This window comes from Promicromonospora sp. NPDC050262 (genome assembly GCF_040655935.1).
Taxonomy (GTDB): domain Bacteria; phylum Actinomycetota; class Actinomycetes; order Actinomycetales; family Cellulomonadaceae; genus Promicromonospora.
In genome coordinates this window covers 56,886-80,928 of record NZ_JBFAKX010000003.1, presented here as the reverse complement: position 1 = coordinate 80,928, position 24,043 = coordinate 56,886, and the positions used below count along the sequence as shown (strand labels likewise).

Sequence of the window (24,043 nt, the reverse complement as noted above, 5' to 3'; positions counted from 1 at the left end):
ACCCCGTGACCGACCAGACCCGCGCGCAGCTCGCCGCCGAGCTCGCCGACCTGCACCACCAGCTGGGTGAGGCGTTCTTCGCCTCCCGGCTCCGGCCCCTGCTGGAGACGGACCTCACGGTGCAGCAGCTCAGAGCGCTGGCCCTGGTGCAGGTGGACCGCGACTCGACACCGCAGCGGCTCGCCGAGGCGCTCGGCGTGTCCGCCGCCACGGTCTCCGGGATCCTCGACCGGCTGACCGCGGCCGGGATGACGGTGCGCACGCCCGACCCGGCCGACGGCCGGGTGCGCCGCGTGACCAGCACGGAGAAGGGCAGCGAGGCGATCCGGCGTATCGTCGCCCACGAGGACGACCTGCCGCCCGACCTGCTGGACCTGCTCGACGTGGACGACCTGCGCGCGCTCACCCAGGGCACCCGCGCCCTGCTGGAGGCGACCCGCCGCCTGACGCCCTGACCCCCGCGACGCGTCAGACGTACAGGTCCCGCGGGTGACCTGTACGTCTGACACGAAGGCGGGTGGGGTCGTCAGGCGTGCCGGCGCGCGGTCTCCTCGGCCAGGCGGTGGAGCAGCGCCCGCGCCTCGGGCGGGCCCGTGACCTCGATGTGGTCGGCGAACTGGAGCAGCTGCCGCGCGGCCTCGACCTGCGCGTAGCCGATGGTGATCGGCACCCGGCCGGACGCGTCCGGCGGCCCGACCGTGCGGAGCCGGGAGCCGAGGATGCGGTACGCCAGGTCCACGGCGCCAGCGTCCAGGACCGCCTCGACCGTCATGCCGCGCCGGGTCTCCAGCGCCTGCCCGAGCCCGCGCGCGACGTCCTCCAGGGCGACGTCCCGGACCCGGCGCGGCTCGTCGAGCAGCGTCCAGCCGTCGAGCCGGGTCAGCGCGAACAGCCGGGGCGCCGCGTCGACGTCGGCGACGAGGTACCAGCGGTCGACCCGCAGCAGCAGCCCGTACGGGTCGACCACCAGGTCCGCGGCCGCGCTCTGGCCGCTGCGCCGGTAGGTGACGTGCAGCCGGCGGGCCTGGCGCAGGTCGCGCGCGAGTGCGGCGACGTCGGGCGCCTCGCGCGGCTCCTGCGGCGCGAACCAGGCCCGGTTCTCGACCGTGACGACGTCGGCCAGGGACAGCGGCGCGGCCCCGGGCCGCGCCGGGGGCGCGCCGGGCCGGGTCGCGAACTTGCCGACGGCGGCGCGGGCGGCCGTCTCCGCGCCGAGCGCCCGGGCTCGCTCCAGGTCGACGCCGACGGCGCGGAGCACGTCGGCCTCCGACGTGGTCAGCCGGGTGAGGTCCACCTGCTGCCCCGGGAGCAGGCTGATGCCGCCGTACCTCCCACGCTCGGTGAGCACCGGGATGTCGGCGTCGACGAGCTTCTGGATGTCGCGCAGCACCGTGCGGGTGGACACGCCGAACTCCTCCGCGAGCGCCTCCGCGGTGGTGTGCCGCCGCGCCTGGAGCGCACCGAGCAGGCCGATGAGGCGCTGTGCCGAACCCATTCCTTCTCTCCGGTTCCGTCTTTCCGAGTTCCGTCTTTGCGAGTTCCGTCGCCTCCGGCCAAACATGACAGGTTCTGTCACATTACCGCGCGAGCGTGGGTCCGTCGCCGAACGCCGGCGGCACCCTTGGAAGGAGCTACCCATGCCCGCACCCAACCTCTTCCTCGTCTACGTGACCGACGTCGAGCGCGCCACGTCGTTCTACGCCGACCTGTTCGAGATCGAGCCGGTCGTGCGCGCCCCGCGCTACGTACCGTTCGAGATCGCGCCCGGTGTGCTGTTCGCGCTGTGGAGCGGCCACACCGACGGGCTCTCCGCGCGGACGCCGCGGTCGTTCGAGGTGGGCCTGATGGTGTCCCGGTCCGCGGCCGCCGTCGACGACGTCTTCGCGACGTGGGTCGCGAAGGGCGTCACCGTGGTCGAGGAGCCGCACGACGAGGTCTTCGGGCGCACGTTCGTGGTCGCCGACCCGGACGGCAACCTGATCCGCGTCTCGCCCACCGACTGACCGGTCGGCGGTGCCGCGCCGCCGTCGTGATGACCTCACGACGGCGGCGCGCCGCGCGCCCGGGCCGCACGTAGGGTGTGTGCCGTGCCGGACACCACCGCCCCTGAGCCGTTCGCCCCGCAGGCCTCGTCGGAGGCGATCGAGGACCTGCGCGCGCGACTGCGGGCTACCCGCTGGCCCGACGCCCCGGAGGACGTCGGGTGGTCGCTGGGCACGGATCTCGGCTACCTCCGCGAGCTCGTCGCGTACTGGGCGGACGGTTTCGACTGGCGCGCCCAGGAGGCGGCGCTGGCCCGGCTCCCCCGCTTCCGGGCGTCGGTCGGCGGGCTGGGGATCCACTTCGTGCACGCCCGCGCCGTCGCGCCGTCCGGGCCCGTGCTCCCCCTGGTGCTCAGCCACGGCTGGCCCGACTCGTTCTGGCGGTACTCGAAGGTCGTGCCGCTCCTGACGGACCCGGGCGCGCACGGCGCCGACCCGGCCGACGCGTTCGACGTCGTGGTCCCGGACATGCCGGGCTTCGGGTACTCGGACCGGCCGACGGGCGCGCCGCTGAGCTCGATCGCCGTCGCGGGGCTGTGGGCCGGGCTCATGACCGTGCTGGGCCACGAGCGGTTCGGCGCGGCGGGCGGCGACATCGGCAGCCACGTGAGCCGCTACCTGGCGCTGGACCACCCGGACCGCGTCGTCGCCGTGCACCGAACGGACGGTGGGCTGCCGGTCTTCGCCGGCGACCCGGCGACGCTCCGGGCCGAGGAGCGCGCCTGGTTCGCCGAGACCGCGACGTGGAGCGCGACCGAGGGCGCGTACGGCGCCATGCACCGCACCAAGCCCCAGACCGTGGCCGCCGGGCTCAACGACTCGCCCGCGGGGCTCGCCGCGTGGATCGTCGAGAAGCTCCGGGCCTGGAGCTTCGGCGACCTGGAGGACGCCTACACGCGGGACGAGATCCTCACCAACATCACGATCTACTGGCTCACGGGCACCATCGGCTCGTCGATGCGGATGTACCACGCCAACGGCGCGATCCCGGCCCGGCAGCTCACGCGTCGTGTCGAGGTGCCGTCCGGGTTCTCGCTGTTCCCGGGCGACATCGTGCGCCCGCCCCGGGCCTGGCTGGAGCGGACCGCCAACACCGTGCGCGTGACCGAACCGGAGCGCGGCGGGCACTTCGCGGCGTTCGAGGAGCCGGAGCTCTACGCGCAGGAGCTCCGCGACTTCTTCCGCCCGTACCGCACCTGACCCACCTGTCGGGACCGCCGGCCCAGCCGGCCACGGCCGTCAGGCCGGGACCCGTTCGGCCCAGTCGATGTGGTGCTCGTAGATCCAGCGGCTCGGGTCGTTGCCCGTGCGGGCCATGTGCGCCATCCCGAGCCGCATGACCAGATCCCGTGGCACCGCGGCCAGCGGATGAAGCGACTTCCACCCGCCGGTACGCCGCCCCTGCTCGACGACGCGCTCGACGCGCTCGCGCCGCAGCCCCTCGTAGGCCGCGAACGCCGACGCGACGGTCGGCCGGTCCCGCAGGCACTTCGCCAGCACCACGGCGTCCTCGATCGCCATGGCCGCGCCCTGCCCGATCGACGGGGCCGTGGCGTGGGCGGCGTCCCCGATGATGATCATGCGGTTGCTGTGCCAGACCGGGACCGACGGCACGTCGTACGTGTTCCAGCCCGCGAAGATCTTCTCGGTGGCGCCGATGATGTCCGAGGCGGGTCCCTTGTCGTCCCGGAAGAGGTCGATCAGCCGACGTCGCCACTCCTCCGGGCTGATCGCCGCCAGCTCCGCCGGGGTGGGCTCGACCGGGCTCGGCGGGTTCGCCACCCACCACACCTCGCCGTCCGGGTGCGGCGTGAACGCGAAGAAGCAGCGCCGGCCGAAGATCGCGTTCATCATGCCCGGCTCGCTGTCGACCGGTACGCCGGAGGCGTAGCCGCCCGTGTTGAGCAGCCCGTTGTAGCGCGCACCCGGCGCGTCCGGTGCGATGATCTCGCGGGTCCGTGACCGCAGCCCGTCGGCGCCGATCAGCAGGTCTCCCTCGGCCGTGGTGCCGTCCGCGAACGAGGCAACCACACCGTCGTCGGACGGCGAGGCGCCGACCAGGCGCCTGCCGTGCTCGAAGCGCACGCCGCGCCGCAGCGCCTCCTCACGGAGCCTGCGGTAGAGGTCCGCGCGCTTGACCGTGCGGCTGGTCAGACCGTCGCCCGCCGCCTCCAGGCCGGTGCCGTAGGGCAGCTCGCCCAGCGTCCGGCCGGAACCACTCCGCATCGTGATCCGGGGCGTGTCGAACCCAAGCCCGTGGAGGTCCACGTCCACCGCGCGCAGCGCGTCGAGCGCGTTCACGGCGAGCGTCAGGTAGACGCCCGCGCCGTCCGCCGTCCGGTCGTAGGCCTCGTGGACGGTCGCTTCCATGCCTGCCTCGTGCAGGGCGATCGCGCACGTCGTCCCGGCGATCCCGCCGCCGACCACCATCGCTGTGTATGTCATACACACGAGCGTATGGCATACACTCGGGATCGAGCCAGCCCTTCTTCCCGACGACACGAGAGTGAGCGCTGCACCATGGACGCCAAGGCCCCGACCGGCCTCGACCTGCTCTGGGGGCGGGACGCGGCCGCGCCCGCCGCCCGGCCCGGCCTGAACGCCGCGCGCATCACGCAGGCGGCGGTGGAGCTCGCCGACGCGGGCGGCCTGGACGCCGTGTCGATGGCCCGGATCGCCGAGCGCCTCGGCTTCACGACGATGTCGCTCTACCGGCACGTCCAGGGCAAGGAGGAGATCTTCCTGCTGATGCTGGACGCCGTCGCCGCGGTACCGGCGGAGCTCGACGAGCCGCCGTCCGACTGGCGCCTCGGGCTGCAGCGCTGGAGCCTGGCGCAGTGGACGATGCTGCGGGCGCACGCCTGGATCGTGGACGTGCCCATCAGCGGCCCGCCGGTGACGCCCAACCAGCTCACCTGGACCGACCGCGCCCTGGCCACGCTCCGGGACACCGGGCTCACCGAGAGTGAGAAGGCCGGCGTGGTGCTGCTCGTGGCCACCTACCTGCACAGCAGCGCGCGGCTGAGCGCGGGGCTCGGAGAGGCGGCCTCCGGCGAGTCGGTGGCCGCGTACAGCACGCTGCTCGGCCGGCTCGCCGACGCCGAGCGGTTCCCCGCCCTGCGCCGCGCCGTCGACGCGGGCGCCTACGACTACCCCGCCGACGCCGCCGAGGAGGACCGCCGGCTCGACCACTCGTTCGGCCTGGACCGCATCCTGGACGGCGTGGCGGCTCTGATCAGCCAGCGGGCCGGCTGACAGTCCCCTCCAGGTCCGCAGCTTGTCGCACGAACTCGGCAGCTACCAGTTCAGGGACGCACCCCGCGGCGACACCGTGCGGGGCACGCCCCACGGGTTGTCGTCCCGCAGCGGTGCCGGCAGCAGGTCCTGCGGGGCGTCCTGGTAGGTGATACCGCGCGTGAACCGGCCGATCGCGGCGGTGCCCACCGACGTGCCGTCCGTCGTCGTCGCCGGCGACGGCCCGCCGTGCTGCATCGCGGGGGTCACCGCCACACCCGTGGGCCAGCCGCCGAGCAGCACCCGCCCCGCGTACCGGCCCAGGGCCGCCACGAGCGCGCCCTGCTCCGCGCCGGTCTCCCCCGACCCCAGGTGCAGGGTCAGTGTGAGGTTCCCGGGGAACAGCTCGCCGACGACGGCGGACAGGTCGGTCCCGGCCGGGTACTCCACGATCACGGAGAACGGCCCGAACACCTCGTCGAGCAGCGCGGGCCCGGCGGTCCGGAGCACGTCCAGCGGCACGGCGACGAACGTCGGCGTCACCCAGGCCTGCCCGTCGCCGTCGCGGCGGAAGCCGCCTGAGCGCACCACGCGCACCCCGTCCACCGCCAGCACCTGGGCCACGCGCCGCTCGTAGCCGTCGGCGATCGACGGGTTGAGCAGCCGGTGCTCGGGAACGTCGGCCGTGGCGGCGACCACGGCGTCGTCGTACACCGTGCCCTGCGGGACGAGCAGGAAGCCCGGCTTGGTGCAGAGCTGGCCGGCCGAGCCGGAGACGCTCGCCACGTACCCGGCCAGCAGCGCGTCCGCGCGCTCCGCCAGGGCCGCCGGCGAGACCAGAACGGGGTTGACGCTGCCCAGCTCGCCGAAGAACGGGATCGGGTCGGGCCGCGCGGCGGCCCGGGCGGCCAGGAGCTGCCCCACGTGCGGCGACCCGGTGAACGCCGCGGACCGCACGGCCGGGTGCTCCAGCAGGGCCACACCGGCGTCCTGCCCCGTCACGAGCTGGAGCGTGTCCTCCGGCAGCCCCGCCTCGACGAGCGCGGCGGCCACGATCCGGGCCGTGCGCTCGGAGAGCCAGGGGTGCCCCGGGTGCGCCTTGACGATCACCGGGCAGCCCGCCGCGAGCGCCGCCGCGGTGTCGCCGCCCGCCACCGAGAACGCGAAGGGGAAGTTGCTGGCCGCGAAGTTGAGCACGGGTCCGACGGGCCACAGGGCGCGGCGCAGGTCGGGGCGGGGACCGAGCACGAAGTCGGGGTCGGCCTCGTCGATGCGGACGTCGAGGTAGGCGCCGTCCTCCACGACGTGCGCGAAGAGCCGGAGCTGCACCTGCGTGCGCTTGAGCTCGCCGCGCAGCCGCGCCTCGGCGAGGCCGGTCTCGACGTGGGCGGTGGCGACGAGCTCGTCGGCATGGTCGCCGAGGGCGGCGGCGGCGCGGCGCAGGCCGTCGGCGCGGGTCGCGGGAGTGGCCCGGGACAGTCCGGCGAACGCCTCCGCGGCCCGGCGGGCCACGTCGTCGACGGTGCGGTCAAGGTCGGACGCCGCGGTGGCGGTCATGGGGCTCCTCATCAGGCAGGCTTAGATTCGGTGGGCTCAGAACACGAAACCCGTGGGGAACGGGTCGCTCGGGTCGAGCAGGTAGTTGGCGGTGCCGATCACCCAGGCGCGCCCGGTGATGGTCGGCAGGACGGCGGGCACGCCCGCGACCGTCGTCTCCCCCACCAGGCGTCCGACGAACCGGCTGCCGATGAACGACTCGTTGACGAAGTCGGTGTGCAGGGCCAGCTCGCCGCGCGCCCAGAGCTCGGCCATCCGGGCGGACGTCCCCGTGCCGCACGGCGACCGGTCGAACCAGCCCGGGTAGATGGCCATGGCGTGGCGGGAGTGCCGGGCGTCCGAGCCGGGGGCGATCAGCTCGACGTGGTGGCAGCCCTCGACGCCGTCGAGCTCGGGGTGCCTCGGCTTCGCCGTCTCGTTGATCGCGTCCATGATCGCGAGCCCGGCGGACAGCAGGTCCTGCTGACGCTCGCGGTCGAACGGCAGCTTGAGGTCGTCGAGGTCGACCAGGGCGTAGAAGTTGCCGCCGAACGCCATGGAGTAGGGCACGGTGCCGTAGCCCGGCACCTCGACCTCCTGGTCGAGGGCGGTGACGAAGCTGGGCACGTTCTCGATGGTCACGGCGTCGGCGTGGCCGTCGCTGACGGCGACCTTGGCGACGACGAGCCCGGCGGGCGTGTCGAGCCGGATCTCGGTGACCGGCTCGACCACGTCCACCATGCCCGTCTCGACCAGCACCGTGGCCACGCCGATGGTGCCGTGGCCGCACATCGGCAGGCAGCCGGACACCTCGATGTAGACGACGCCCCAGTCGCAGTCGGGCCGCGTGGGCGGCTGCAGGATGGCGCCGCTCATCGCGGAGTGCCCCCGCGGCTCGTCCATCAGGAAGTGCCGCAGCTCGTCCATGTGCTCCATGAAGTACAGCCGCTTGTCGTTCATCGTCTCGCCCGGGATGGGGCCGACGCCGCCGGTGACGACGCGCGTCGGCATGCCCTCCGTGTGCGAGTCGACGGCGGTGATGGTCCTGCTGCTGCGCATGGTCGCTCCTGTGCTCGATGCGTGGGTGCCGGTGCGGGCTGGTCCGGTGCTGGCTGGTCCGGTGCGAGTGGGTCAGCGCGAGGCGATGTAGCTGAGCGCCGCCTCGGTGTCCTTGCGCACCTGCGCCTCGTGCTCCGCGGACAGCGGGCCGCGCGGCGGGCGGGTGGGCCCACCGTAGCTCTGCCCGGCCATGTCGATCGAGAGCTTGATGGCCTGCACGAACTCGGTGCGCGAGTCCCAGCGGAAGACCGGCACGAGGTGGCGGTACAGCTCACGCGCCTCGTCGATCTTCCCCTCGGTGACCAGCGTGTAGATCTCGACGGCCTCGCGCGGGAACGCGTTGGGGTACCCGGCGAACCAGCCGACGGCGCCGGCCACGAGCGACTCGAACAGCAGGTCGTCGGCGCCCGCGATGACGTCGAGGTCCGGGGCGAGCTCCTTGATCTCCAGCACGCGCCGCACGTCGCCGGAGAACTCCTTGACGGCCACGACGTTCTCGAGCTGGGCCAGCTCGGCCAGGATGCTCGGCGTGAGGTCGACCTTGGTGTCGATCGGGTTGTTGTAGATCATGATCGGCAGGCCCACCTCGTTGACCGCGGCGTAGTGCGCGATCACCTCGGACCGGTTGGCGCGGTAGATGGTCGGCGGCAGCAGCAGGACGCCGTCGGCCCCGTCCTCCGCGGCGAGCTCGGCCCAGTGCTTGGCCTGGTGCGAGCCCACGCCGTGCACGCCGGCGACGACCAGACCCCGGCCGCCCACGGCCTGCACGGCGGTCTGGATCACCTTGCGGCGCTCGTCGTCGGTCAGCGAGGAGTACTCGCCCAGGGAGCCGTTCGGGCCCACGCCGCGGCAGCCGTTGTCGATCAGGAACTCGCAATGAGCGGCGAACTTGTCGTAGTCGACGGCCAGGCCGGCCGGCGCGGACTCGTCGGGCGTGAAGGCGAGCGTGGTGGCGACGATGACGCCGCCGAGGTCGAATCGCTGGTTCATGTCAGGTCTCCTGTGGTTGCGATGCTGTGTGGGTAGAGGAAGTCGGTGTGGCGGCGAGGTCGCCGAGCCGCACGGGCACGACGATCGGACGGCGGTCGACGCCGGTCCCCCCGTCGTCGAGCAGGTCCTGGAGCGTCCGGCCGCACATGCGGGCCTGGCACGGGCCGAGCCCGGCGCGGCTGGTGAGCTTCACGGAGCGGGTCTCGTGCGAACCGGTCAGCTCGACGACCTCGCGCACGCGGCCGTAGGTGGTCTCCTCGCAGCGGCACACGACGGTGTCGTCGCGCAGCCAGCGCACCCACCCGCCGCGGATGCCGTGGGCGGCCTCGATCCGGGCGGCGAAGCCGCGGGCGCGGTCCCGGGAACGGACCGCGCGAGAGGCGGCACCGGCACCGAGGTCGCCCCCGGCCGCCGCCGCGCCCGCGACGGCGCCCTCGGCCAGGGCCGCGTCGGCCCCGCCGATCCCGGTGATCTCGCCGGCGGCCCACACGCCCGGCACGGACGTGGCCTGCGTGTCGTCCACGATCACGAACCTGCTCGCCGTGAGGGCGCACCCGGCGGCGATCGCCAGCTCCAGGCGCGGTGTGAACCCGTGGCTCACCGCGACCGCGTCGGCCTCGACCTGGCGCTCCGTGCCCGGCACGGGCGCCCAGCGCGCGTCGAGGCGCGCGATGGTGACCGCCTCGACCTGGCCGTCGCCGTGCGCGGCGACCACGGCCTCGCCGGGGCGCCACGGGACGCGGTGGCGCACGAGCTCGCCGACGTACCCCGCGAGCTCGCCGGCCTTGCCGACGGCGCCGGCCAGCTCCCAGGGCCGGTCCAGCCAGCCGCGCGCCAGCGAGCCGGTCCGGCTCGCCTCGTGCACGCCGAGCACGGAGGCGCCGGTCCGCAGCAGCGAGGAGGCGACGGGCAGCAGGAACGGTCCGGCCCCGGCGACGACGACGCGGCGCCCGACGGCCACCCGCTCCCCCTTCGCCAGCGCCTGCGCCGCCCCGGCCGAGTACACCCCGGGGAGCTGCCAGCCGGGGAACGGGAGGGTCCGGTCGTGGGCGCCGGTCGCGAGCACGAGGGCGTCCGGCTCGAACGTACGGGCCGCGCGCCCTGCGCCGTCGGGCTCCCCCACGAGCACGTTCAGGCGGACGCCGTCGCGCCGTCCCGAGGACGACACCAGCCCCGGCGACGACAGCTGCTCCAGCGACCACACCTGCGCCGTCGGGACCACCGTGACCGCGGGGTGCGCCCGCAGGGCGTCGCTCAGCGCGCGGTACGTGTCCCACTTGTGGTGCAGCAGGTGCTCGCGCCCGGCCGGACGTTCGTCGGGCAGGTGGCGCCAGTACTGGCCGCCGAGCACGTCCGCGGCGTCGAGCACCGTGACCCGCGCCCCGGCGTCGGCGGCGGCGCGCGCGGCGGCGAGGCCCGCCGGGCCCGCGCCCACCACGACGACGTGCCGCTCCTGGCCGCTCATCGGGCCACCTCCGGTCCGTCGTGCTCGTCCGAACGCCCTGCGCCGGGCTCGCCGAACGGCCCGCCCTGCCGCGCCACGACGTCGCCGTCCTGCGCGCGGCGCAGGCAGGCCCGCACGTCGCGCAGGCCGTTGACCTCGACGACGCAGTCGAAGCACACGCCGATGCCGCAGAACACGCCGCGCGGCGCGCCGCTCTGGCCGGTCGAGCGCCACTGGCGCCGTCCGGCACCCAGCAGGACGCCCGCGATGGTCTGCCCGGCCGTGCCGGTGACGGGCTCGCCGTCGACCCAGATCGTCAGGGGCCGGTCGGGACCCGGCCGCACCGGGTCCGCGGCGGCCGGGATGCGGCGCGACGTCATGATCGTGCTCCCTCGGGGTCGCTCTCCGTCGTGTCAGACGTACAGGTCCCCCGGGGGGCCTGTACGTCTGACACGTCAGGGGTGGGGCGCAGGGCCTGGAGCGTCGGGCGGTCGGCGGCGTACGGGGCCGGGTCGACGGCGGGCGCGGAGCCCAGCAGTGCCGCCGCGACCAGGTCCCCGGTCGCGGGTGCCAGGCCCACGCCCGCACCCTCGTGGCCGGTCGCGAACCACAGCCCGGGCAGCGCCGGGTCGGCGCCGATCACGGGCAGGTGGTCCGGCATGTACGGGCGGAAGCCCAGGTAGGAGCGCATCACGTGGGTCTCGGCGAGGAACGGGAACACCGTCACGGCACGGCGCGCCATCTGGGCGAGCACCTCGGCGCTGAACCGCTCGTCGAACCCCACCTGCTCCCGGCTCGACCCGATCAGCACGGTCCCGCCCCGCGTCGACTCGATGACGGCGGACGTCTGCAGCTCCGCGCCCGCGGACTGGGTGGCCGCGAAGTAGTCGCCGTCGTACACCTTGTGGTGGATGCGCTGCGGCATCGGCGTGGTCACGAGCACCGTCCCGCGGCGCGGCCGCACCGGCACCCACGAGCCGAGCCGCTCCGCGACGTCCGCCGACCACGGGCCGGCCGCCACGACCACGGCTCCCGCGGCGACGTCACCCTGGGTGGTGGTGACGCCGGTCAGGCGCCCGTCGGCCCCCAGCAGCGGCCCGGTCACCTCGACCCCCGTCCGGACGACGGCGCCGGCCCGGCGCGCCGACGCCAGCAATGCCTCGGCGGCGGCGACCGGCTGCACCTGCGCGTCCTGCGGGTAGTGGATGGCGCCCAGGACGCCGGGCGCGAGGTCGGGCTCGAGCTCGCGGGCCTGGTCGCCGCTCACCTCGACGGCCTCGACGCCCGCGGCCCGCTGCGCCGCGGCGAACTCGCGCAGGCCCGTGAGGCCGGCGTCCGAGGCCACCACGACCACACCGCCCTTGGCGTCGTGCTCGATCGACGGGAACCGCGGGCCGAGCTCGTCGGCCAGCTCGCCCGCGAGCGCCGTCCACCGGCGCAGCGACTCCTGGGCGAGCACCAGCTCCGGCCCCGGGCCCTTGTCCGAGACCAGCAGGTTGCCCTCGCCGTGCGCGCTGGTGCCGGCGGCCGCGGCCCCGCGGTCGAGCACCACGACGCTCGCTCCGGCCAGCGCCAGGGAGCGCGCGCACGCGGCGCCCACGACCCCGGCGCCCACGATCACCACGTCCGCTGCCACGTCCACCCCTTCATCGCTCCGCCGTCCTGTGCTGTGCCTGCCTTGCTGTCACTGCCCTGCTGTCACTGCCCGCTCAGTCCTCGGGCTTGCCCGCCCACGTGCCCAGCGAGTGCCCGATGTGCCGCTCCATCAGCGCCTTTGCGCCAGGGCCGTCGCCGGCCGCGAGCAGGTCGAGCAGCTCGTGGTGCTCCTGGGCGGAGGCGGCCAGCGTGCCGCCCGCGACCATCGTCGAGAGCCCGAGCAGCCGCGCGCGGTCGCGCAGGTCGGCCACGATCTCGCCGGCCACCGGATTGCCCAGCAGCCCCATGAGCCGCAGGTGGAACGCCTGGTCCGCCTGGAGGTACGCGATGAGGTCCCCCGTGCGCGCGCCCTCGACGATCTCGTCGGCGAGCGCCCGGAACTCCCCGAGCTGCCCCACGGGGAAGGACCTCGCCAGGCGTTCCATCCACACCGGCTCGATCACGAGCCGGACGGCGGCGACGTGCCGCAGGGTCTGGTCGCTCACGCGGGTGACGCGGAAGCCCTTGTTGCGCACCGCCTCCAGGAAGCCGCGCCGCTCCAGGTCCAGCACCGCTTCCCGCACGGGGGTCGCGGACACGTCGAAGCGCGCGGCCAGCGTGGGCACGGAGACCAGCTCGCCGGGCTCCAGCTCGCCCGCGACGATCGCCGCCACGAGGGCGCGGTGAACCTGCTCGCGCAGGCTCGCGACCGGAGGTAGACGACGGACCGACGGGGTCGGTGATGCTGAGCTCATGGTGCTCTCCAGGGGTGTCAGGCTTCGACAGTAGAATATTACACACGACAGGAAACCCGTCGTCAATGCCGCCAGAGGGTACCTGAGCAAGGGCCGGCTCGCCGGTCTTTCGCCCGCCAAAACTGGCGTCATCCCGCCGAAACGCGACGTTTACAATCACCCCATCGACATCCCTGTACCGTCTCAGTAACATATCACGCATCACATATCGAAGGCTGGCCGCGTCGACGACGACCGTGGCCGCGCCGGGGCCGTACCGCAGACCACCCGACGCACCCGCGTCACTGATCGAAGGGCCACATCGTGAAGCTCCATCGGATAACGACAGCAGCCGTCGCGGTCGCCGCGACGCTCGCGCTCGCCGCGTGCGGCGGCGGCACCCAGGACGCCTCCTCCGCGGGCGGCGGCGGGTTCGAGGCCGAGCCGGCCGAGGGCGGCACCGTGCAGGTGCTGCAGAACGCCGACTTCTCCTACCTCGACCCGGCACGCGGCTGGGACGGGGGCGTGAACAACTTCTACCGGCTGGTCTACCGCCAGCTCACCACGTCCGCGCCGGGCTCGGCGGAGGACCCGACCGAGATCGTCCCGGACCTCGCCGAGAGCCTCGGTGAGGTGTCCGACGACGGCCTGACCTGGACGTACACACTCAAGGACGGGCTCAAGTTCGACAACGGCGACCCGATCACCTCGGCCGAGGTCAAGTTCGGCATCTCCCGCGCCTGGGACCCGGAGATCGGCATCGGCTCCCCGTACCTCAAGCAGGTCATCGACGCCCCCGAGGGCTACGAGGGCCCGTACAAGACCGGTGACCTGCCGACCGTCGAGACGCCGGACGAGAAGACGATCGTCTTCCACCTCAAGGAGCCGTTCCCCGAGTTCGACGCCGTGCTCTCCCAGGTGAACGCGACCCCGTTCCCCGAGGGCAGCGGTGCGGGCGACGAGTTCATCCACCAGATCATCGCCTCGGGCCCGTACAAGCTGGCCGAGTACGTACCGGGCAGCACCATCAAGCTCGAGCGCAACGAGAACTGGGACGCCGCGACCGACGAGGTGCGCGCCGCCAAGCCGGACGCCTGGGAGTTCACCATCGGCCTGGACCCGGCCACCATCGACGAGCGCCTCATCGCGGGGCAGGGGGCCGACGTCAACGCGATCTCGGGCACCGTCCAGCCGGCCACGCTCCCCCGCCTCCAGACGCCGCAGCTCCAGGAGCGCACGCTGCAGCTCCCGGGCATCTGCACGACGTACATCGGCCTGAACACCACCAAGAAGCCGCTCGACGACGTCCGCGTGCGCCAGGCCATCAGCTACGCCATCGACCGCAACGCGATCGTCAACGCGAGCGGCGGCACGCAGCTCGGCGAGCCCTCCACGACGATCCTCCCCAAGTCCGTCGCCGGTCACAAGGACTTCGACCTGTACCCCTCGGCGGACGGCACGGGTGACGTCGAGGCCGCGCAGAAGCTGCTCGACGAGGCCGGCCTGTCCGACGGGTTCACCCTCACGCTCGACATCCGCGCCCAGGAGTCCATGCAGGCCCAGGGCGAGGCCGTCCAGCAGGCGCTGGAGCGGATCGGCATCAAGGTCGAGCTCAACCTGATCGACACCGCCACCTACTACGAGACCATCGGCACCCCGTCGCAGCAGCACGACGCCGCCATCACCGGCTGGTGCCCGGACTGGGCCTCGTCGGCGGCCACGTTCATCCCGCCGCTGTTCGACGGCCGCAACATCTACGAGAAGGGCAACTCGAACCTCGCGCAGCTCGACGACGCCGACGTCAACGCCCGGATCGACGAGATCAAGGCGATGACCGACATCGACGCGGCGAACGTGCAGTGGGGCGACCTGGACGAGGAGATCCTGGAGCTGGCCCCGATCGTGCCGCTCATGGTCGCCAAGACGGTGTCCCTGCCCGGCGAGAACGTCACCGGCCTCTACTCGTCGGCGAACGCCGCGACCGGCGGCATCGACTACGTCGGCGTCGGTCTCAAGGACCCCGAGAAGGGCTGATCCATGACGTCCTTCCCGACCGATCTCACGACGGCGCAGCCCGTCGAGGCCGGGACCGACGACACCCCCGAGGCGCCGGCGGCAGCAGCCGCCGGCGCCGTCCGGGCGGGTGCCGGCGGTCCCTGGCAGGCGCTGCGCCGCGACGTCGGCGCGATGCTCGGCCTCGGCTACATCGTGCTCGTCACCCTCGTCGCGGTCCTCGCGCCCGTGCTCACCTCGATCAGCGGCTGGACCCCGTACGAGTTCGACCAGACGGCGATCGACCCCAACCTCGGCGGCATGCCGATCGGCCCGTGGGGCGGCGTCAGCGCCGAGCACTGGTTCGGCGTCGAACCCGGCAGCGGCCGCGACATCTTCGCCCGCATCGTCTACGGCGCCCGGGTGTCCATGAGCATCGCCCTGTCCGCCACCGCGCTGACCACCGTGCTGGGCGTCTCGCTCGGGCTGGTCGCCGGGTACTTCGGCGGCCGCGTCGACCTGGTGATCTCGCGCGTCATGGACTTCCTCATGGCCTTCCCGGCGCTCATCTTCATGATCGCCGTGCTCTCCGCCCTGCCGGCCAGCAACCGGTCCACGCTGCTGGTGGTCGTGATCTCGGTCTTCGGCTGGCCCTACCTGGCGCGCATCGTGCGCGGGCAGACCATGTCGCTCGCGCAGCGGGAGTTCGTCGAGGCGGCACGCGCCGCCGGGGCGAGCGGCACCCGCATCGTGTTCCGCGAGATCCTGCCCAACCTGCGCTCCACCATCATCGTGATGGCCACGCTGGCCGTGCCCGGCTACATCGGCACCGAGGCCGGCCTGTCCTTCCTCGGCGTCGGCGTCGTACCCCCCGCGCCGAGCTGGGGCCAGATGATCGCCGCGTCCGTGAAGTGGTACGCCGTCGACCCCGCGTACTTCGTGTTCCCCGGCGCGTGCCTGTTCCTGCTCGTGCTCTCGTTCACCGTGCTCGGCGACCGCCTGCGCGCCGTCGTCGACGCCCAGGAGGGTCGCTGATGCCCCGGTTCCTACTGACCCGAGTCACCTCGGGGCTCGGCGTGCTGCTGCTGGTGTGCCTGTTCACGTTCGTGGTCTTCTTCGCGCTCTCGCCCGACCCGGCGGTGCAGATCTGCGGCAAGAACTGCACGCCCGAGGTCATCGACCAGATCCGCGGCAACCTCGGGCTGGACCAGCCGTTCTGGACCCAGTTCTTCCACTTCGTCGTCGGCATCTTCGCGGGCCGCACCTACGGCGAGGGCGCCGGCGCCGTGGAGTGCGCCGCGCCCTGCCTGGGCTACTCGTTCCAGTCGAGCCAGGCCGTGTGGGACATGATCGTGCAGCGGCTGCCCGTCTCGGCGACCATCGCCGTAGGCGCCGCCGTGCTGTGGCTGCTCGCCGGGCTGGCCGGCGGCCTGCTCAGCGCCGTCAAGGAGGGCACGTTCCTCGACCGGTTCACCACCGGCCTGACGCTGACCAGCATGTCGATCCCCAACTACGTGCTCGCGCTCGTGCTGCAGTACGTGCTGGTGGTCAAGCTGCAGTGGTTGCCGTTCCCGCAGGCCGTCGCCTTCGCCGACGACCCCGGACAGTGGTTCGCCAACTTCGTCATGCCGTGGATCGTGCTCGCCGTCGGCTACGCGGCCGCCTACACGCGCCTGACCCGCGCCAACGTGCTGGACGTGCTGCGGGAGAACTACGTGCGCACGGCCTACGCGAAGGGCCTGGCCCAGCCGCTGGTCTGGCGCCGGCACGCCCTGCGGCCGGCCCTGACACCCATCGTGACCATCTTCGGCATGGACTTCGCCGGCCTGCTCGGCGGGGCGCTCATCACCGAGACGGTCTTCGGGATCAACGGCGTGGGCAAGATGGCCGCCGACTCGATCGCACGCAACGACCAGCCGGTGATCATGGGCGTCACCCTGCTCGCCGGATTCCTCGTCGTCGTCGGCAACATCGTGGTCGACGTCGTCTACACCGCCATCGACCCGAGAGTGCGGGTGAACGCATGAGCCTGCTGACGGTGCGTGACCTCACGGTCACCTTCCCCACCCCGCGCGGGCCGCTCGACGCCGTCCGCTCGCTCGACCTCGACCTGGAGCCCGGCGGCGCGCTGGGCATCGTGGGCGAGTCGGGCTCCGGCAAGTCCATGACCAGCCTGGCGATCATGGGCCTGCAGCCGCGGGCCGCCAAGCGCACCGGCAGCGTGCGGCTGCTGGACCAGGAGCTCGTCGGGATGTCCGAGGCCGAGCTGCGCCGCGTGCGCGGCGACCGCATCGCGATGGTCTTCCAGGACCCGCTCTCCTCCCTGAACCCGTACTACACCGTCGGGCTGCAGATCGAGGAGGCGTACCGGGCCCACCGGCCCGGCACGACCCGGCGCGTGGCCCGGCGGGTCGCGGTCGAGGCGCTGGAGCGGGTGCACATCCGCGACGCCGCACGGCGCGTGGACCACTACCCCCACCAGTTCTCGGGCGGCATGCGCCAGCGCGTCATGATCGCCATGGCGCTGAGCACCGAGCCCGAGCTGCTCATCGCCGACGAGCCCACCACGGCGCTCGACGTCACCGTGCAGGCGCAGATCCTCGACCTGCTGCAGGAGATCCGGCGGGAGACCGGCACGGGCCTCGTGCTGATCACGCACGACCTGGCCGTGGTCAGCGAGGTCACCGACCACATCGTGGTCATGAAGGACGGCGTGTGCGTCGAGCGCGGCGCCGTGGAGCAGATCTTCACGCGGCCGCAGCACCCCTACACCCGGGCGCTGCTCGACGCCGTCCCGCGCATCGACGACGAGATCGGCGAGCTGCGCGCGGTCGCCAACGAGAAGAACGGAGGCCCCGCATGAGCGCGCCGCTCCTGAGAGCCACGCACCTCGTCAAGGAGTTCCCGGTCCTGGGCACCGGCGGCATCGTGCGCCGTCCGGACACCTTCCGGGCCGTGGACGACGTGAGCTTCGAGATCAACGCGGGCGACACGCTCGCCCTGGTGGGCGAGTCCGGCTCGGGCAAGTCGACGACGGCGCGGCTGGCCGCCCGGCTGCTCGACGTCACCTCCGGCACCGTCGAGCTCGACGGCGAGGACGTGACCCGGCTGGGCCGCGCCGACCTGCGCCGGTTCCGCAGCGACGTGCAGGTGGTCTTCCAGGACCCGTACTCCTCGCTCAACCCGCGGCACACCGTGGAGCGCATCGTCACCGCTCCCCTGCTCTACCAGCAGCGCGGCATCCCCGGCGGCGCCCGGGCGTTCACGCGCTCGCTCATGGAGCGGGTCGGGCTGGACCCCGACCACTCGCAGAAGTACCCGGCGCAGTTCTCCGGCGGGCAGGCGCAGCGCATCGGCATCGCCCGCGCGCTCGCGGTCGGGCCGCGCGTCGTCGTGTGCGACGAGGCCGTCTCGGCCCTGGACGTCTCCGTGCAGGCACAGGTGATCAACCTGCTGCGCGACCTGCAGCGGGAGGAGGGCCTGACGTACCTGTTCATCGCGCACGACCTGGCCGTGGTCCGGCAGATCGCCACCCGGGTCGCGGTGATGACGCAGGGCCGGATCGTCGAGGAGGGCGACCGGGACGCCGTCTTCGACGCTCCGCAGCACGAGTACACCCGCAAGCTGCTCGACGCGGTGCCCCGCATCCGGCCCGAGTGGGAGGCAGAGCGGCGGCGCAACGCGGCGCTCGCGGCGGAGGGAGCACGATGAGCGCGAACTGGACCACCTACCGGCTGCCGGGCATCGGCGTCCGCGAGCGCCGCCTGGCGGTGCCGCTGGACCGGACGGGCCGGCTGACGGGCGAGGTGGAGCTGCTGGTCCGCGAGCTCGTGGACCCGACCCGGGGCGACGAGGACCTGCCGCTGCTGGTGTACCTGCAGGGCGGGCCGGGCGGGGCGAACCCGCGGCCGCTGCGCCGGGACGGCTGGCTGGACGTGGCGCTGCGCGACCACCGCGTGGTGCTGGTGGACCAGCGCGGCACGGGCGGCAGCTCGCCGCTGGACGGCGAGGCGCTGGCCGGGCTGGACGCCCGTGCGGGTGCCGACCTGCTGGCGTGCTACCGGGCCGACTCGATCGTCGCGGACCTGGAGGACGTGCGCCGGGCCGTCTACGGCGGGCGCCGGTGGGCCACGCTCGCGCAGAGCTTCGGCGGCTGGATCACCCTGACCTACCTGTCCGTGGCACCCGAGGCGCTGCGCGCCTGCTACGTGGCGGGCGGGATCCCGGGCACGCCGCCGGACGCCGCGGAGGTCTACCGCCGCACGTTCGGCCGGGTGGCCGGCAAGACGGCGGAGTTCTACCGGCGCTACCCGGCCGACGTCGACGCGGTCGCGGCGATCGCCGACCGGCTCGCCGAGGGCGACGTCCGGCTGCCGGACGGCGACGCGCTGACGGTGCGCCGGTTCCAGTCCATGGGCATCGACCTGGGCATGAAGCCGGGGCCGGAGCGGCTGCACTGGTTCGTCGAGAAGGCGTTCGCCGCGCCGGGCCGGCTGTCGGCCGGGTTCCTGCAGGAGGCGATGGTCCGCACGGCGCAGGCGGACGGCCCGCTGTTCTGGACGCTGCAGGAGTCGATCTACGGGCACGGCGCCAACGGCCCCACGGGCTGGGCCGCGCAGGCGGAGCGGGACCGGCGCCCGGAGTTCGACCCGGACCGCCGTCCGCTGCTGTTCACGGGCGAGATGGCGTTCCCGTGGATGTTCGACGAGATCCGGCTGCTGCGCCCCTTCGCGGGCGCGGTGCACGAGCTGGCGGCGCGCCAGGAGTGGTCGCCGCTGTACGACCTGGACCGCCTGGCCGCCAACGAGGTGCCGGTGGCGGCCATCGTCTACCACGACGACATGTTCGTGGACTCCGGCCTGCAGCTCGACACGCTCTCGCGGGTCGGGTCGGCGCAGGCGTGGGTCACCAACGAGTACGAGCACGACGGGATCGGCGACGCACGCGTGCTGGAGCGCCTGCGTGAGCTGGTCCGCGACCGAGGAGGAGAGATCCGATGAGCACGCACGACACCACTGGCCGGCCCCCGTACGCGGGCACGCGCGCGCCCCGGCTCGCCGACAGCCCGGCGTTCAACGCCCACATGGCGCGCGGCTGGGGCGCGCCGGACGTCGTCGTCCCGGTGATCCCCGGGGCGCCGGAGGCGGCCGCGGACCACCGTCGCCGCCTGTCGGAGCGCATCGGTGCACGCGACGCCGTCGTCAGCGCCGGACGCGCGCCGCTGCGCAACGGCGACGCGATGTACGGGTTCCGCGCGGACAGCGACTTCGTATGGCTCACGGGCGTGCAGCCCGAGGACGGCGTCCTCGTGCTGCGGGCGAGCGACGGCGGGCACGACGCGACGCTGTACCTGCCTCCGCCCGCGCGGCCCGGCGAGAGCGAGTTCTTCGCGAACGCGGCCTACGGCGAGCTCTGGGTGGGGCCGTCGCCCGACCTGGCCGCGTGGGCCGGGGCGCTGGGCATCGCGGTGGAGCCGCGGTCCGCGCTCGACGGCGTGCTCGACACGCTGGACGGCGCGCTCGCCTCGCCGTCGGTGGACGACGACCTGGTGCGCCGGTTCGGCCTGAAGCCGTCCGAGGACCTGGCGCGGGCGCTGTCGGACCTGCGCATGATCAAGGACGACTGGGAGATCGCGCAGCTCCGCGAGGCGATCGACCACACCGTGACCGGGTTCGACGCGGTCGCGCGCGAGGTGCCGCGCGCCGTCGGCGGCCTGGGCGAGCGCTGGCTGCAGGGCACGTTCGACCGGCACGCCCGTACGTTCGGCAACGGGCCGGGGTACTCGACGATCGTCGGCTCCGGCCCGCACGCGCCCACCCTGCACTGGGTGCGCTGCGACGGCCCCGTGCTGCCCGACGTCCCGCTGCTGCTCGACATGGGCGTCGAGGCGAACTCCCTGTACACGGCCGACGTGACCCGTACGATCCCGCCGTCGGGCACCTTCAGCGCGGTCCAGCGCCAGGTGCACGACCTGGTGGAGAAGGCGCACCGCGCCGGCATGGCGCAGGTCCGGCCGGGCGTGGAGTATCTGGACTTCCACTTCGCCTCCATGGAGGTCATCGCCCAGGGGCTGCACGACTGGGGGCTGCTGGACGTCTCCGTCGACGAGGCGCTGTCGCCGGGCGGGCAGCAGCACCGGCGCTGGCTGGTCTGCGGCATCGGCCACCACCTCGGGCTGGACGTGCACGACTGCGCCCACTCCGACTACCCCACCTACCAGGCCGCTCCCCTGGCGCCGGGCGTGGTCATGACCGTCGAGCCCGGGCTGTACTTCCACGCCCACGACGAGACCGTGCCGCCCGAGCTGCGCGGCGTCGGCGTGCGGCTGGAGGACGACCTGCTGGTCACGGCCGACGGCGCCGAGGTGCTGTCGGACGCCCTGCCGATCGACGCCGCCGGCATCGAGCGGTGGACCACGGAACGGATCGGCGATGCCTGAGGCGGTGCTCGCGGCGGGCCGCGCCGTCGGGGGTCTTCTCGCTCCCGGGACCCGCGTGGCCGAGCCGTTCCCGCTCGCCGACGTCGTCCTGACGGGCGGCGTCTTCACGCGGGCCCGCGACCAGATGCTGCACCTGGCCCGCGACTACCCGGTCGACCGGCTGCTGGCCGTGTTCCGCGCGAACGCGGGGCTGGACACGCGCGGGGCGCTGCCGCCGGGCGGCTGGGAGGACTTCGGCCATCCCGACGAGGACGCCTGGGGCCCCGACGACTACCCGGGCCGCGAGGCCGCGCCCACCGCGAACCTGCTCCGCGGGCACTACGCGGGCCACTTCCTGTCCATGCTCTCCCTCGCGGCGGGCGGCGCGGACGACGCCGTGGTGCGCGCCGAGCTGCGGGCCAAGGTCGACGACCTGGTCGAGGGGCTGCGGGAGGTCCAGGAGACGCTGGCGGCGACCGGCCGGTACAGCCACCCCGGTTTCCTGGCGGCGTATGGCGAGTGGCAGTTCTCGCGCCTGGAGGGCCTGGCGCCCTACGGCGAGATCTGGGCGCCGTACTACACGTGCCACAAGATCATGGCGGGGCTGCTCGACGCGCACCGGCACACGGGGTCGGCGACGGCGCTGGACGTCGCCGCCGCGATGGGGCGCTGGGTGCACGGGCGGCTGTCCGTGCTGCCCGCCGAGCACCGCGCGCAGATGTGGGCCCTCTACATCGCGGGCGAGGCCGGCGGCATGAACGAGGTGCTGTGCGACCTCGCCGTGCTGACCGGCGACGAGGTCTTCGTCGAGGCGGCCCGCCTCTTCGACCTCGACACGCTGCTGGACCTCGCGGCGGCGGGGCGGGACGAGCTGGACGGCATGCACGCCAACCAGCACGCCGCGACGCTCCTGGGCTACCTCGCTCTGGCCGACCTGACCGGCGAGAACCGGTACCTGGACGCCGTCGTCAACCTCTGGGACATGCTCGTGCCCGGCCGCACCTACGCCCACGGGGGCTCGGGCGAGAACGAGCTCTGGGGGCCGGCGGGCGCCGTCGCGGGCGACATCGGCAACCGGAACGCCGAGACGTGCGTGACCTACAACATGCTCAAGATCGCCCGGGCCCTGTTCGAGCGCACCGGCGAGGCCCGGTTCGCCGACTACTACGAGCGGGCGGTGACGAACCAGGTCCTGGGCTCGCGGCGCGACGTCGGCTCGGACGACTCGCCCGAGGTGACGTACATGTTCCCCGTGCACCCGGGGGCGCTGCGCGAGTACGACAACGTGGGCACGTGCTGCGGCGGCACCGGGCTGGAGAACCACGTCAAGTACCAGGACTCGGTGTACTTCCGGTCGCCTGCCGGTGTGTCCGGGTCGGCCGGTTCGCCTGGGTCCGCCGGGGGTGCTCCGGCCGGGGCGGCCGACGGCGACGTCCGGACCGTCTGGGTCAACCTCTACGTGGCCTCGACGGCGAGCTGGCCGGAGGCCGGCGTCCGGCTGGTCCAGGAGACCGCGTACCCGCTGGAGGGCGCCAGCCGGATCCGGGTCGACGCGACCGGTGACCTGGAGCTGCGCCTCCGGGTGCCGGGCTGGGTCGGGAGCTCCCCCGTGTCAGACCCACAGGTCACCGGAAGGAACCACAGGTCTGACACGGGCGTTCCGGGCTTCAGCGTGCGGGTGGACGGCGAGGTGCAGTCCGTCCGGGCCGACGGCGGGTACGTGTCCCTGCGTCGCGACTGGCGGCCCGGGACGGTGGTCGAGATCGACATGCCGCTGACGCTGCGCGAGGTCCCGGCCCCCGACGACACGTCGGTGGTCTCCCTGGAGCTCGGGCCGACGGTGCTGCTGGCCCGCAGCGCCGCCACCACCTGGCTGCCGGTCGAGGCCGCGACCTGGCGGCGGCTGGACGGCACGCTCGACGCCCCGCTGACCTCGGCCGACGACGGCACGTGGCGGCTGGGCGACCTCGTGCTGGAGCCGACGTGGTCCGGGTCGGACGCCCGGTACCACATGTACCTGCGCCGGGCCGACGCGCGGATCGCGTTCGCCGGGACGGATCCCGCCGCGGACTCGGGCGTACCGAACCCCGCGCGGCAGGACGGCCGCACGTTCCTCGACGTCCTGTGGTCGGACGGCGGCTTCGCCGACCGCTCGGCGTTCGTCGAGGCCGTGCTGTCCGCGACGCACGAGTTCGTGGACCTCGGGCTCCTGAGCGCCACGGAGGCACGGCAGGTGCTGATGGCGGCCGCCCGGTCCGACGTCGGACGCGGGGCAGACGGCGCTGGCGGGCGGTTGTCCGACGGCGACGGCGGGCCGGGCGCCGACGGCGATCCGCGAAGCGCGGACGAGGCGGCGCTCCTGTCCCGGGCGCCGACCCCGACGCACGAGGGCTCCGCCCCGCGCGTCGAGATCGTCGCGGCCGCCGCGCCCGGCGTCACCGGCTGGTACCTCCGGCCGGCGGAGCTCACCGTCTCCGCGCGGGCCGACGTCGGCGAGCCGGCCGTCGAGGTCCGCGTCGGTGACGAGCCGTGGCGGCCGGCCGGTCAGGCGCCCCTGGTCCTGTCCGACGGCGTGCACACGGTCACCGCGCGCGCCGTCGACGAGGCGGGGCGGGAACGCCGCGTCGTCCGCGAGGTCAGCGTCGACACCAGGCCGCCGCGGACCACCGTGACGACCAAGCGCCTGGGCCCGCGGGGCGTCGAGATCAACCTCGCCGCCGCCGACGACGTCTCGGGCGTGGACAGCATCCGGTGGAAGGGGCCGGACACGTTCTGGGCCACGTTCGCCGAGCCGTTCAGCCGGGCGCTGTCCGACGTGCCCCAGGTCATCGAGTTCGCCGCGACCGACCGGGCGGGCAACCAGGAGCCGGTCCGCACCCTGGTGCTCCCTCCGGCGGACGCCGACCGATGAACGTGTCAGACGTACAGGTCACCCGGGTGACCTGTACGTCTGACAGCT

General features: G+C 73.7%; 21 protein-coding genes. 12 read left to right on the top strand and 9 right to left on the bottom strand.

Features of this window, described 5'->3' with window-relative positions; translation table 11 throughout:
* The first annotated feature begins 5 nt into the window (after positions 1–5).
* Positions 6–455, top strand: coding sequence for a MarR family transcriptional regulator (locus tag AB0I29_RS05845; RefSeq protein ID WP_285107034.1), 450 nt, complete (start codon positions 6–8; stop codon positions 453–455).
* A 71-nt stretch (positions 456–526) separates the two neighbouring features.
* On the opposite strand, the gene AB0I29_RS05840 is transcribed toward AB0I29_RS05845, so the two are convergent.
* Positions 527–1,495 (bottom strand): WYL domain-containing protein, encoded by a 969-nt coding sequence (locus AB0I29_RS05840; RefSeq protein WP_285107032.1) that lies wholly within the window; start codon positions 1,493–1,495, stop codon positions 527–529.
* Positions 1,496–1,637: 142 nt separating this feature from the next.
* Here AB0I29_RS05840 and AB0I29_RS05835 point away from each other — a divergent pair, with 142 nt between their 5' ends.
* Positions 1,638–2,003, top strand: a complete 366-nt coding sequence (locus tag AB0I29_RS05835) for a VOC family protein (protein WP_357479165.1) — start codon at positions 1,638–1,640, stop codon at positions 2,001–2,003.
* Between the two features lie 84 nt (positions 2,004–2,087).
* Positions 2,088–3,242: an epoxide hydrolase family protein gene (locus AB0I29_RS05830; RefSeq protein WP_357479162.1), complete on the top strand. Its 1,155-nt coding sequence runs from the start codon at positions 2,088–2,090 to the stop codon at positions 3,240–3,242.
* A gap of 39 nt (positions 3,243–3,281) precedes the next feature.
* Here the strand turns inward: AB0I29_RS05830 and AB0I29_RS05825 are convergent, their stop codons facing one another.
* Positions 3,282–4,487 carry an FAD-dependent monooxygenase gene (locus AB0I29_RS05825; RefSeq protein WP_357479159.1) on the bottom strand — a complete coding sequence of 402 codons (1,206 nt, stop codon included), beginning with the start codon at positions 4,485–4,487 and terminating at the stop codon, positions 3,282–3,284.
* A 75-nt stretch (positions 4,488–4,562) separates the two neighbouring features.
* Between AB0I29_RS05825 and AB0I29_RS05820 the strand changes: the two genes are divergently transcribed.
* Positions 4,563–5,297 (top strand): TetR/AcrR family transcriptional regulator, encoded by a 735-nt coding sequence (locus tag AB0I29_RS05820; protein ID WP_357479156.1) that lies wholly within the window; start codon positions 4,563–4,565, stop codon positions 5,295–5,297.
* A gap of 42 nt (positions 5,298–5,339) precedes the next feature.
* Here the strand turns inward: AB0I29_RS05820 and AB0I29_RS05815 are convergent, their stop codons facing one another.
* From AB0I29_RS05815 to AB0I29_RS05785, 7 genes are all read right to left on the bottom strand, one after another.
* Complete coding sequence (locus tag AB0I29_RS05815; protein ID WP_357479153.1) at positions 5,340–6,833, bottom strand: aldehyde dehydrogenase (NADP(+)); 1,494 nt, start codon at positions 6,831–6,833, stop codon at positions 5,340–5,342.
* 36 nt (positions 6,834–6,869) lie between these two features.
* Complete coding sequence (locus AB0I29_RS05810) at positions 6,870–7,871, bottom strand: proline racemase family protein (protein WP_357479150.1); 1,002 nt, start codon at positions 7,869–7,871, stop codon at positions 6,870–6,872.
* Between the two features lie 72 nt (positions 7,872–7,943).
* On the bottom strand, positions 7,944–8,861 hold the full coding sequence (locus tag AB0I29_RS05805; protein ID WP_357479147.1) for a dihydrodipicolinate synthase family protein: 918 nt from the start codon (positions 8,859–8,861) through the stop codon (positions 7,944–7,946).
* A 1-nt stretch (position 8,862) separates the two neighbouring features.
* The gene (locus AB0I29_RS05800; RefSeq protein ID WP_357479144.1) at positions 8,863–10,326 is read right to left on the bottom strand and encodes an FAD-dependent oxidoreductase; all 1,464 of its coding nucleotides are present in this window, start codon (positions 10,324–10,326) and stop codon (positions 8,863–8,865) included.
* A complete protein-coding gene (locus tag AB0I29_RS05795) occupies positions 10,323–10,685 on the bottom strand; it encodes a (2Fe-2S)-binding protein (RefSeq protein ID WP_357479141.1) in 363 nt (120 codons plus the stop codon). Before AB0I29_RS05795 ends, AB0I29_RS05800 begins: the two co-directional genes overlap by 4 nt.
* Positions 10,682–11,941, bottom strand: coding sequence for an FAD-dependent oxidoreductase (locus tag AB0I29_RS05790; RefSeq protein WP_357479138.1), 1,260 nt, complete (start codon positions 11,939–11,941; stop codon positions 10,682–10,684). The genes AB0I29_RS05795 and AB0I29_RS05790 overlap by 4 nt, the downstream gene beginning before the upstream one ends.
* A gap of 73 nt (positions 11,942–12,014) precedes the next feature.
* Positions 12,015–12,695, bottom strand: a complete 681-nt coding sequence (locus tag AB0I29_RS05785; RefSeq protein WP_285107008.1) for a GntR family transcriptional regulator — start codon at positions 12,693–12,695, stop codon at positions 12,015–12,017.
* A gap of 303 nt (positions 12,696–12,998) precedes the next feature.
* Here AB0I29_RS05785 and AB0I29_RS05780 point away from each other — a divergent pair, with 303 nt between their 5' ends.
* From AB0I29_RS05780 to AB0I29_RS05745, 8 genes are read left to right on the top strand one after another with little or no spacing between them, the layout of a single operon-like run.
* Positions 12,999–14,708, top strand: coding sequence for an ABC transporter substrate-binding protein (locus tag AB0I29_RS05780; protein ID WP_285107006.1), 1,710 nt, complete (start codon positions 12,999–13,001; stop codon positions 14,706–14,708).
* A 3-nt stretch (positions 14,709–14,711) separates the two neighbouring features.
* Positions 14,712–15,701, top strand: a complete 990-nt coding sequence (locus AB0I29_RS05775) for an ABC transporter permease (protein ID WP_357479133.1) — start codon at positions 14,712–14,714, stop codon at positions 15,699–15,701.
* Positions 15,701–16,693, top strand: coding sequence for an ABC transporter permease (locus tag AB0I29_RS05770; protein WP_357479130.1), 993 nt, complete (start codon positions 15,701–15,703; stop codon positions 16,691–16,693). The genes AB0I29_RS05775 and AB0I29_RS05770 overlap by 1 nt, the downstream gene beginning before the upstream one ends.
* Positions 16,690–17,529 (top strand): ABC transporter ATP-binding protein, encoded by an 840-nt coding sequence (locus AB0I29_RS05765; protein WP_357479127.1) that lies wholly within the window; start codon positions 16,690–16,692, stop codon positions 17,527–17,529. Before AB0I29_RS05770 ends, AB0I29_RS05765 begins: the two co-directional genes overlap by 4 nt.
* Positions 17,526–18,377 carry an ATP-binding cassette domain-containing protein gene (locus tag AB0I29_RS05760; RefSeq protein ID WP_285106998.1) on the top strand — a complete coding sequence of 284 codons (852 nt, stop codon included), beginning with the start codon at positions 17,526–17,528 and terminating at the stop codon, positions 18,375–18,377. The genes AB0I29_RS05765 and AB0I29_RS05760 overlap by 4 nt, the downstream gene beginning before the upstream one ends.
* The gene (locus tag AB0I29_RS05755; protein ID WP_357479123.1) at positions 18,374–19,666 is read left to right on the top strand and encodes an alpha/beta fold hydrolase; all 1,293 of its coding nucleotides are present in this window, start codon (positions 18,374–18,376) and stop codon (positions 19,664–19,666) included. Before AB0I29_RS05760 ends, AB0I29_RS05755 begins: the two co-directional genes overlap by 4 nt.
* The gene (locus AB0I29_RS05750; RefSeq protein ID WP_357479120.1) at positions 19,663–21,105 is read left to right on the top strand and encodes an aminopeptidase P family protein; all 1,443 of its coding nucleotides are present in this window, start codon (positions 19,663–19,665) and stop codon (positions 21,103–21,105) included. The genes AB0I29_RS05755 and AB0I29_RS05750 overlap by 4 nt, the downstream gene beginning before the upstream one ends.
* Positions 21,098–23,995, top strand: coding sequence for a beta-L-arabinofuranosidase domain-containing protein (locus tag AB0I29_RS05745; RefSeq protein ID WP_357479118.1), 2,898 nt, complete (start codon positions 21,098–21,100; stop codon positions 23,993–23,995). Before AB0I29_RS05750 ends, AB0I29_RS05745 begins: the two co-directional genes overlap by 8 nt.
* The last annotated feature ends 48 nt before the right edge of the window (positions 23,996–24,043 follow it).

What these genes read in the sequence shown, in the direction of transcription:
- AB0I29_RS05785 (WP_285107008.1), bottom strand. Translation starts at nt 12,695, where the DNA reads ATGAGCTCAGCATCACCGACCCCGTCGGTCCGTCGTCTACCTCCGGTC.
- AB0I29_RS05835 (WP_357479165.1), top strand. Translation starts at nt 1,638, where the DNA reads ATGCCCGCACCCAACCTCTTCCTCGTCTACGTGACCGACGTCGAGCGC.
- AB0I29_RS05820 (WP_357479156.1), top strand. Translation starts at nt 4,563, where the DNA reads ATGGACGCCAAGGCCCCGACCGGCCTCGACCTGCTCTGGGGGCGGGAC.
- AB0I29_RS05745 (WP_357479118.1), top strand. Translation starts at nt 21,098, where the DNA reads ATGCCTGAGGCGGTGCTCGCGGCGGGCCGCGCCGTCGGGGGTCTTCTC.
- AB0I29_RS05755 (WP_357479123.1), top strand. Translation starts at nt 18,374, where the DNA reads ATGAGCGCGAACTGGACCACCTACCGGCTGCCGGGCATCGGCGTCCGC.
- AB0I29_RS05805 (WP_357479147.1), bottom strand. Translation starts at nt 8,861, where the DNA reads ATGAACCAGCGATTCGACCTCGGCGGCGTCATCGTCGCCACCACGCTC.
- AB0I29_RS05810 (WP_357479150.1), bottom strand. Translation starts at nt 7,871, where the DNA reads ATGCGCAGCAGCAGGACCATCACCGCCGTCGACTCGCACACGGAGGGC.
- AB0I29_RS05770 (WP_357479130.1), top strand. Translation starts at nt 15,701, where the DNA reads ATGCCCCGGTTCCTACTGACCCGAGTCACCTCGGGGCTCGGCGTGCTG.
- AB0I29_RS05815 (WP_357479153.1), bottom strand. Translation starts at nt 6,833, where the DNA reads ATGACCGCCACCGCGGCGTCCGACCTTGACCGCACCGTCGACGACGTG.
- AB0I29_RS05760 (WP_285106998.1), top strand. Translation starts at nt 17,526, where the DNA reads ATGAGCGCGCCGCTCCTGAGAGCCACGCACCTCGTCAAGGAGTTCCCG.
- AB0I29_RS05800 (WP_357479144.1), bottom strand. Translation starts at nt 10,326, where the DNA reads ATGAGCGGCCAGGAGCGGCACGTCGTCGTGGTGGGCGCGGGCCCGGCG.
- AB0I29_RS05825 (WP_357479159.1), bottom strand. Translation starts at nt 4,487, where the DNA reads ATGACATACACAGCGATGGTGGTCGGCGGCGGGATCGCCGGGACGACG.
- AB0I29_RS05750 (WP_357479120.1), top strand. Translation starts at nt 19,663, where the DNA reads ATGAGCACGCACGACACCACTGGCCGGCCCCCGTACGCGGGCACGCGC.
- AB0I29_RS05840 (WP_285107032.1), bottom strand. Translation starts at nt 1,495, where the DNA reads ATGGGTTCGGCACAGCGCCTCATCGGCCTGCTCGGTGCGCTCCAGGCG.
- AB0I29_RS05775 (WP_357479133.1), top strand. Translation starts at nt 14,712, where the DNA reads ATGACGTCCTTCCCGACCGATCTCACGACGGCGCAGCCCGTCGAGGCC.
- AB0I29_RS05795 (WP_357479141.1), bottom strand. Translation starts at nt 10,685, where the DNA reads ATGACGTCGCGCCGCATCCCGGCCGCCGCGGACCCGGTGCGGCCGGGT.
- AB0I29_RS05765 (WP_357479127.1), top strand. Translation starts at nt 16,690, where the DNA reads ATGAGCCTGCTGACGGTGCGTGACCTCACGGTCACCTTCCCCACCCCG.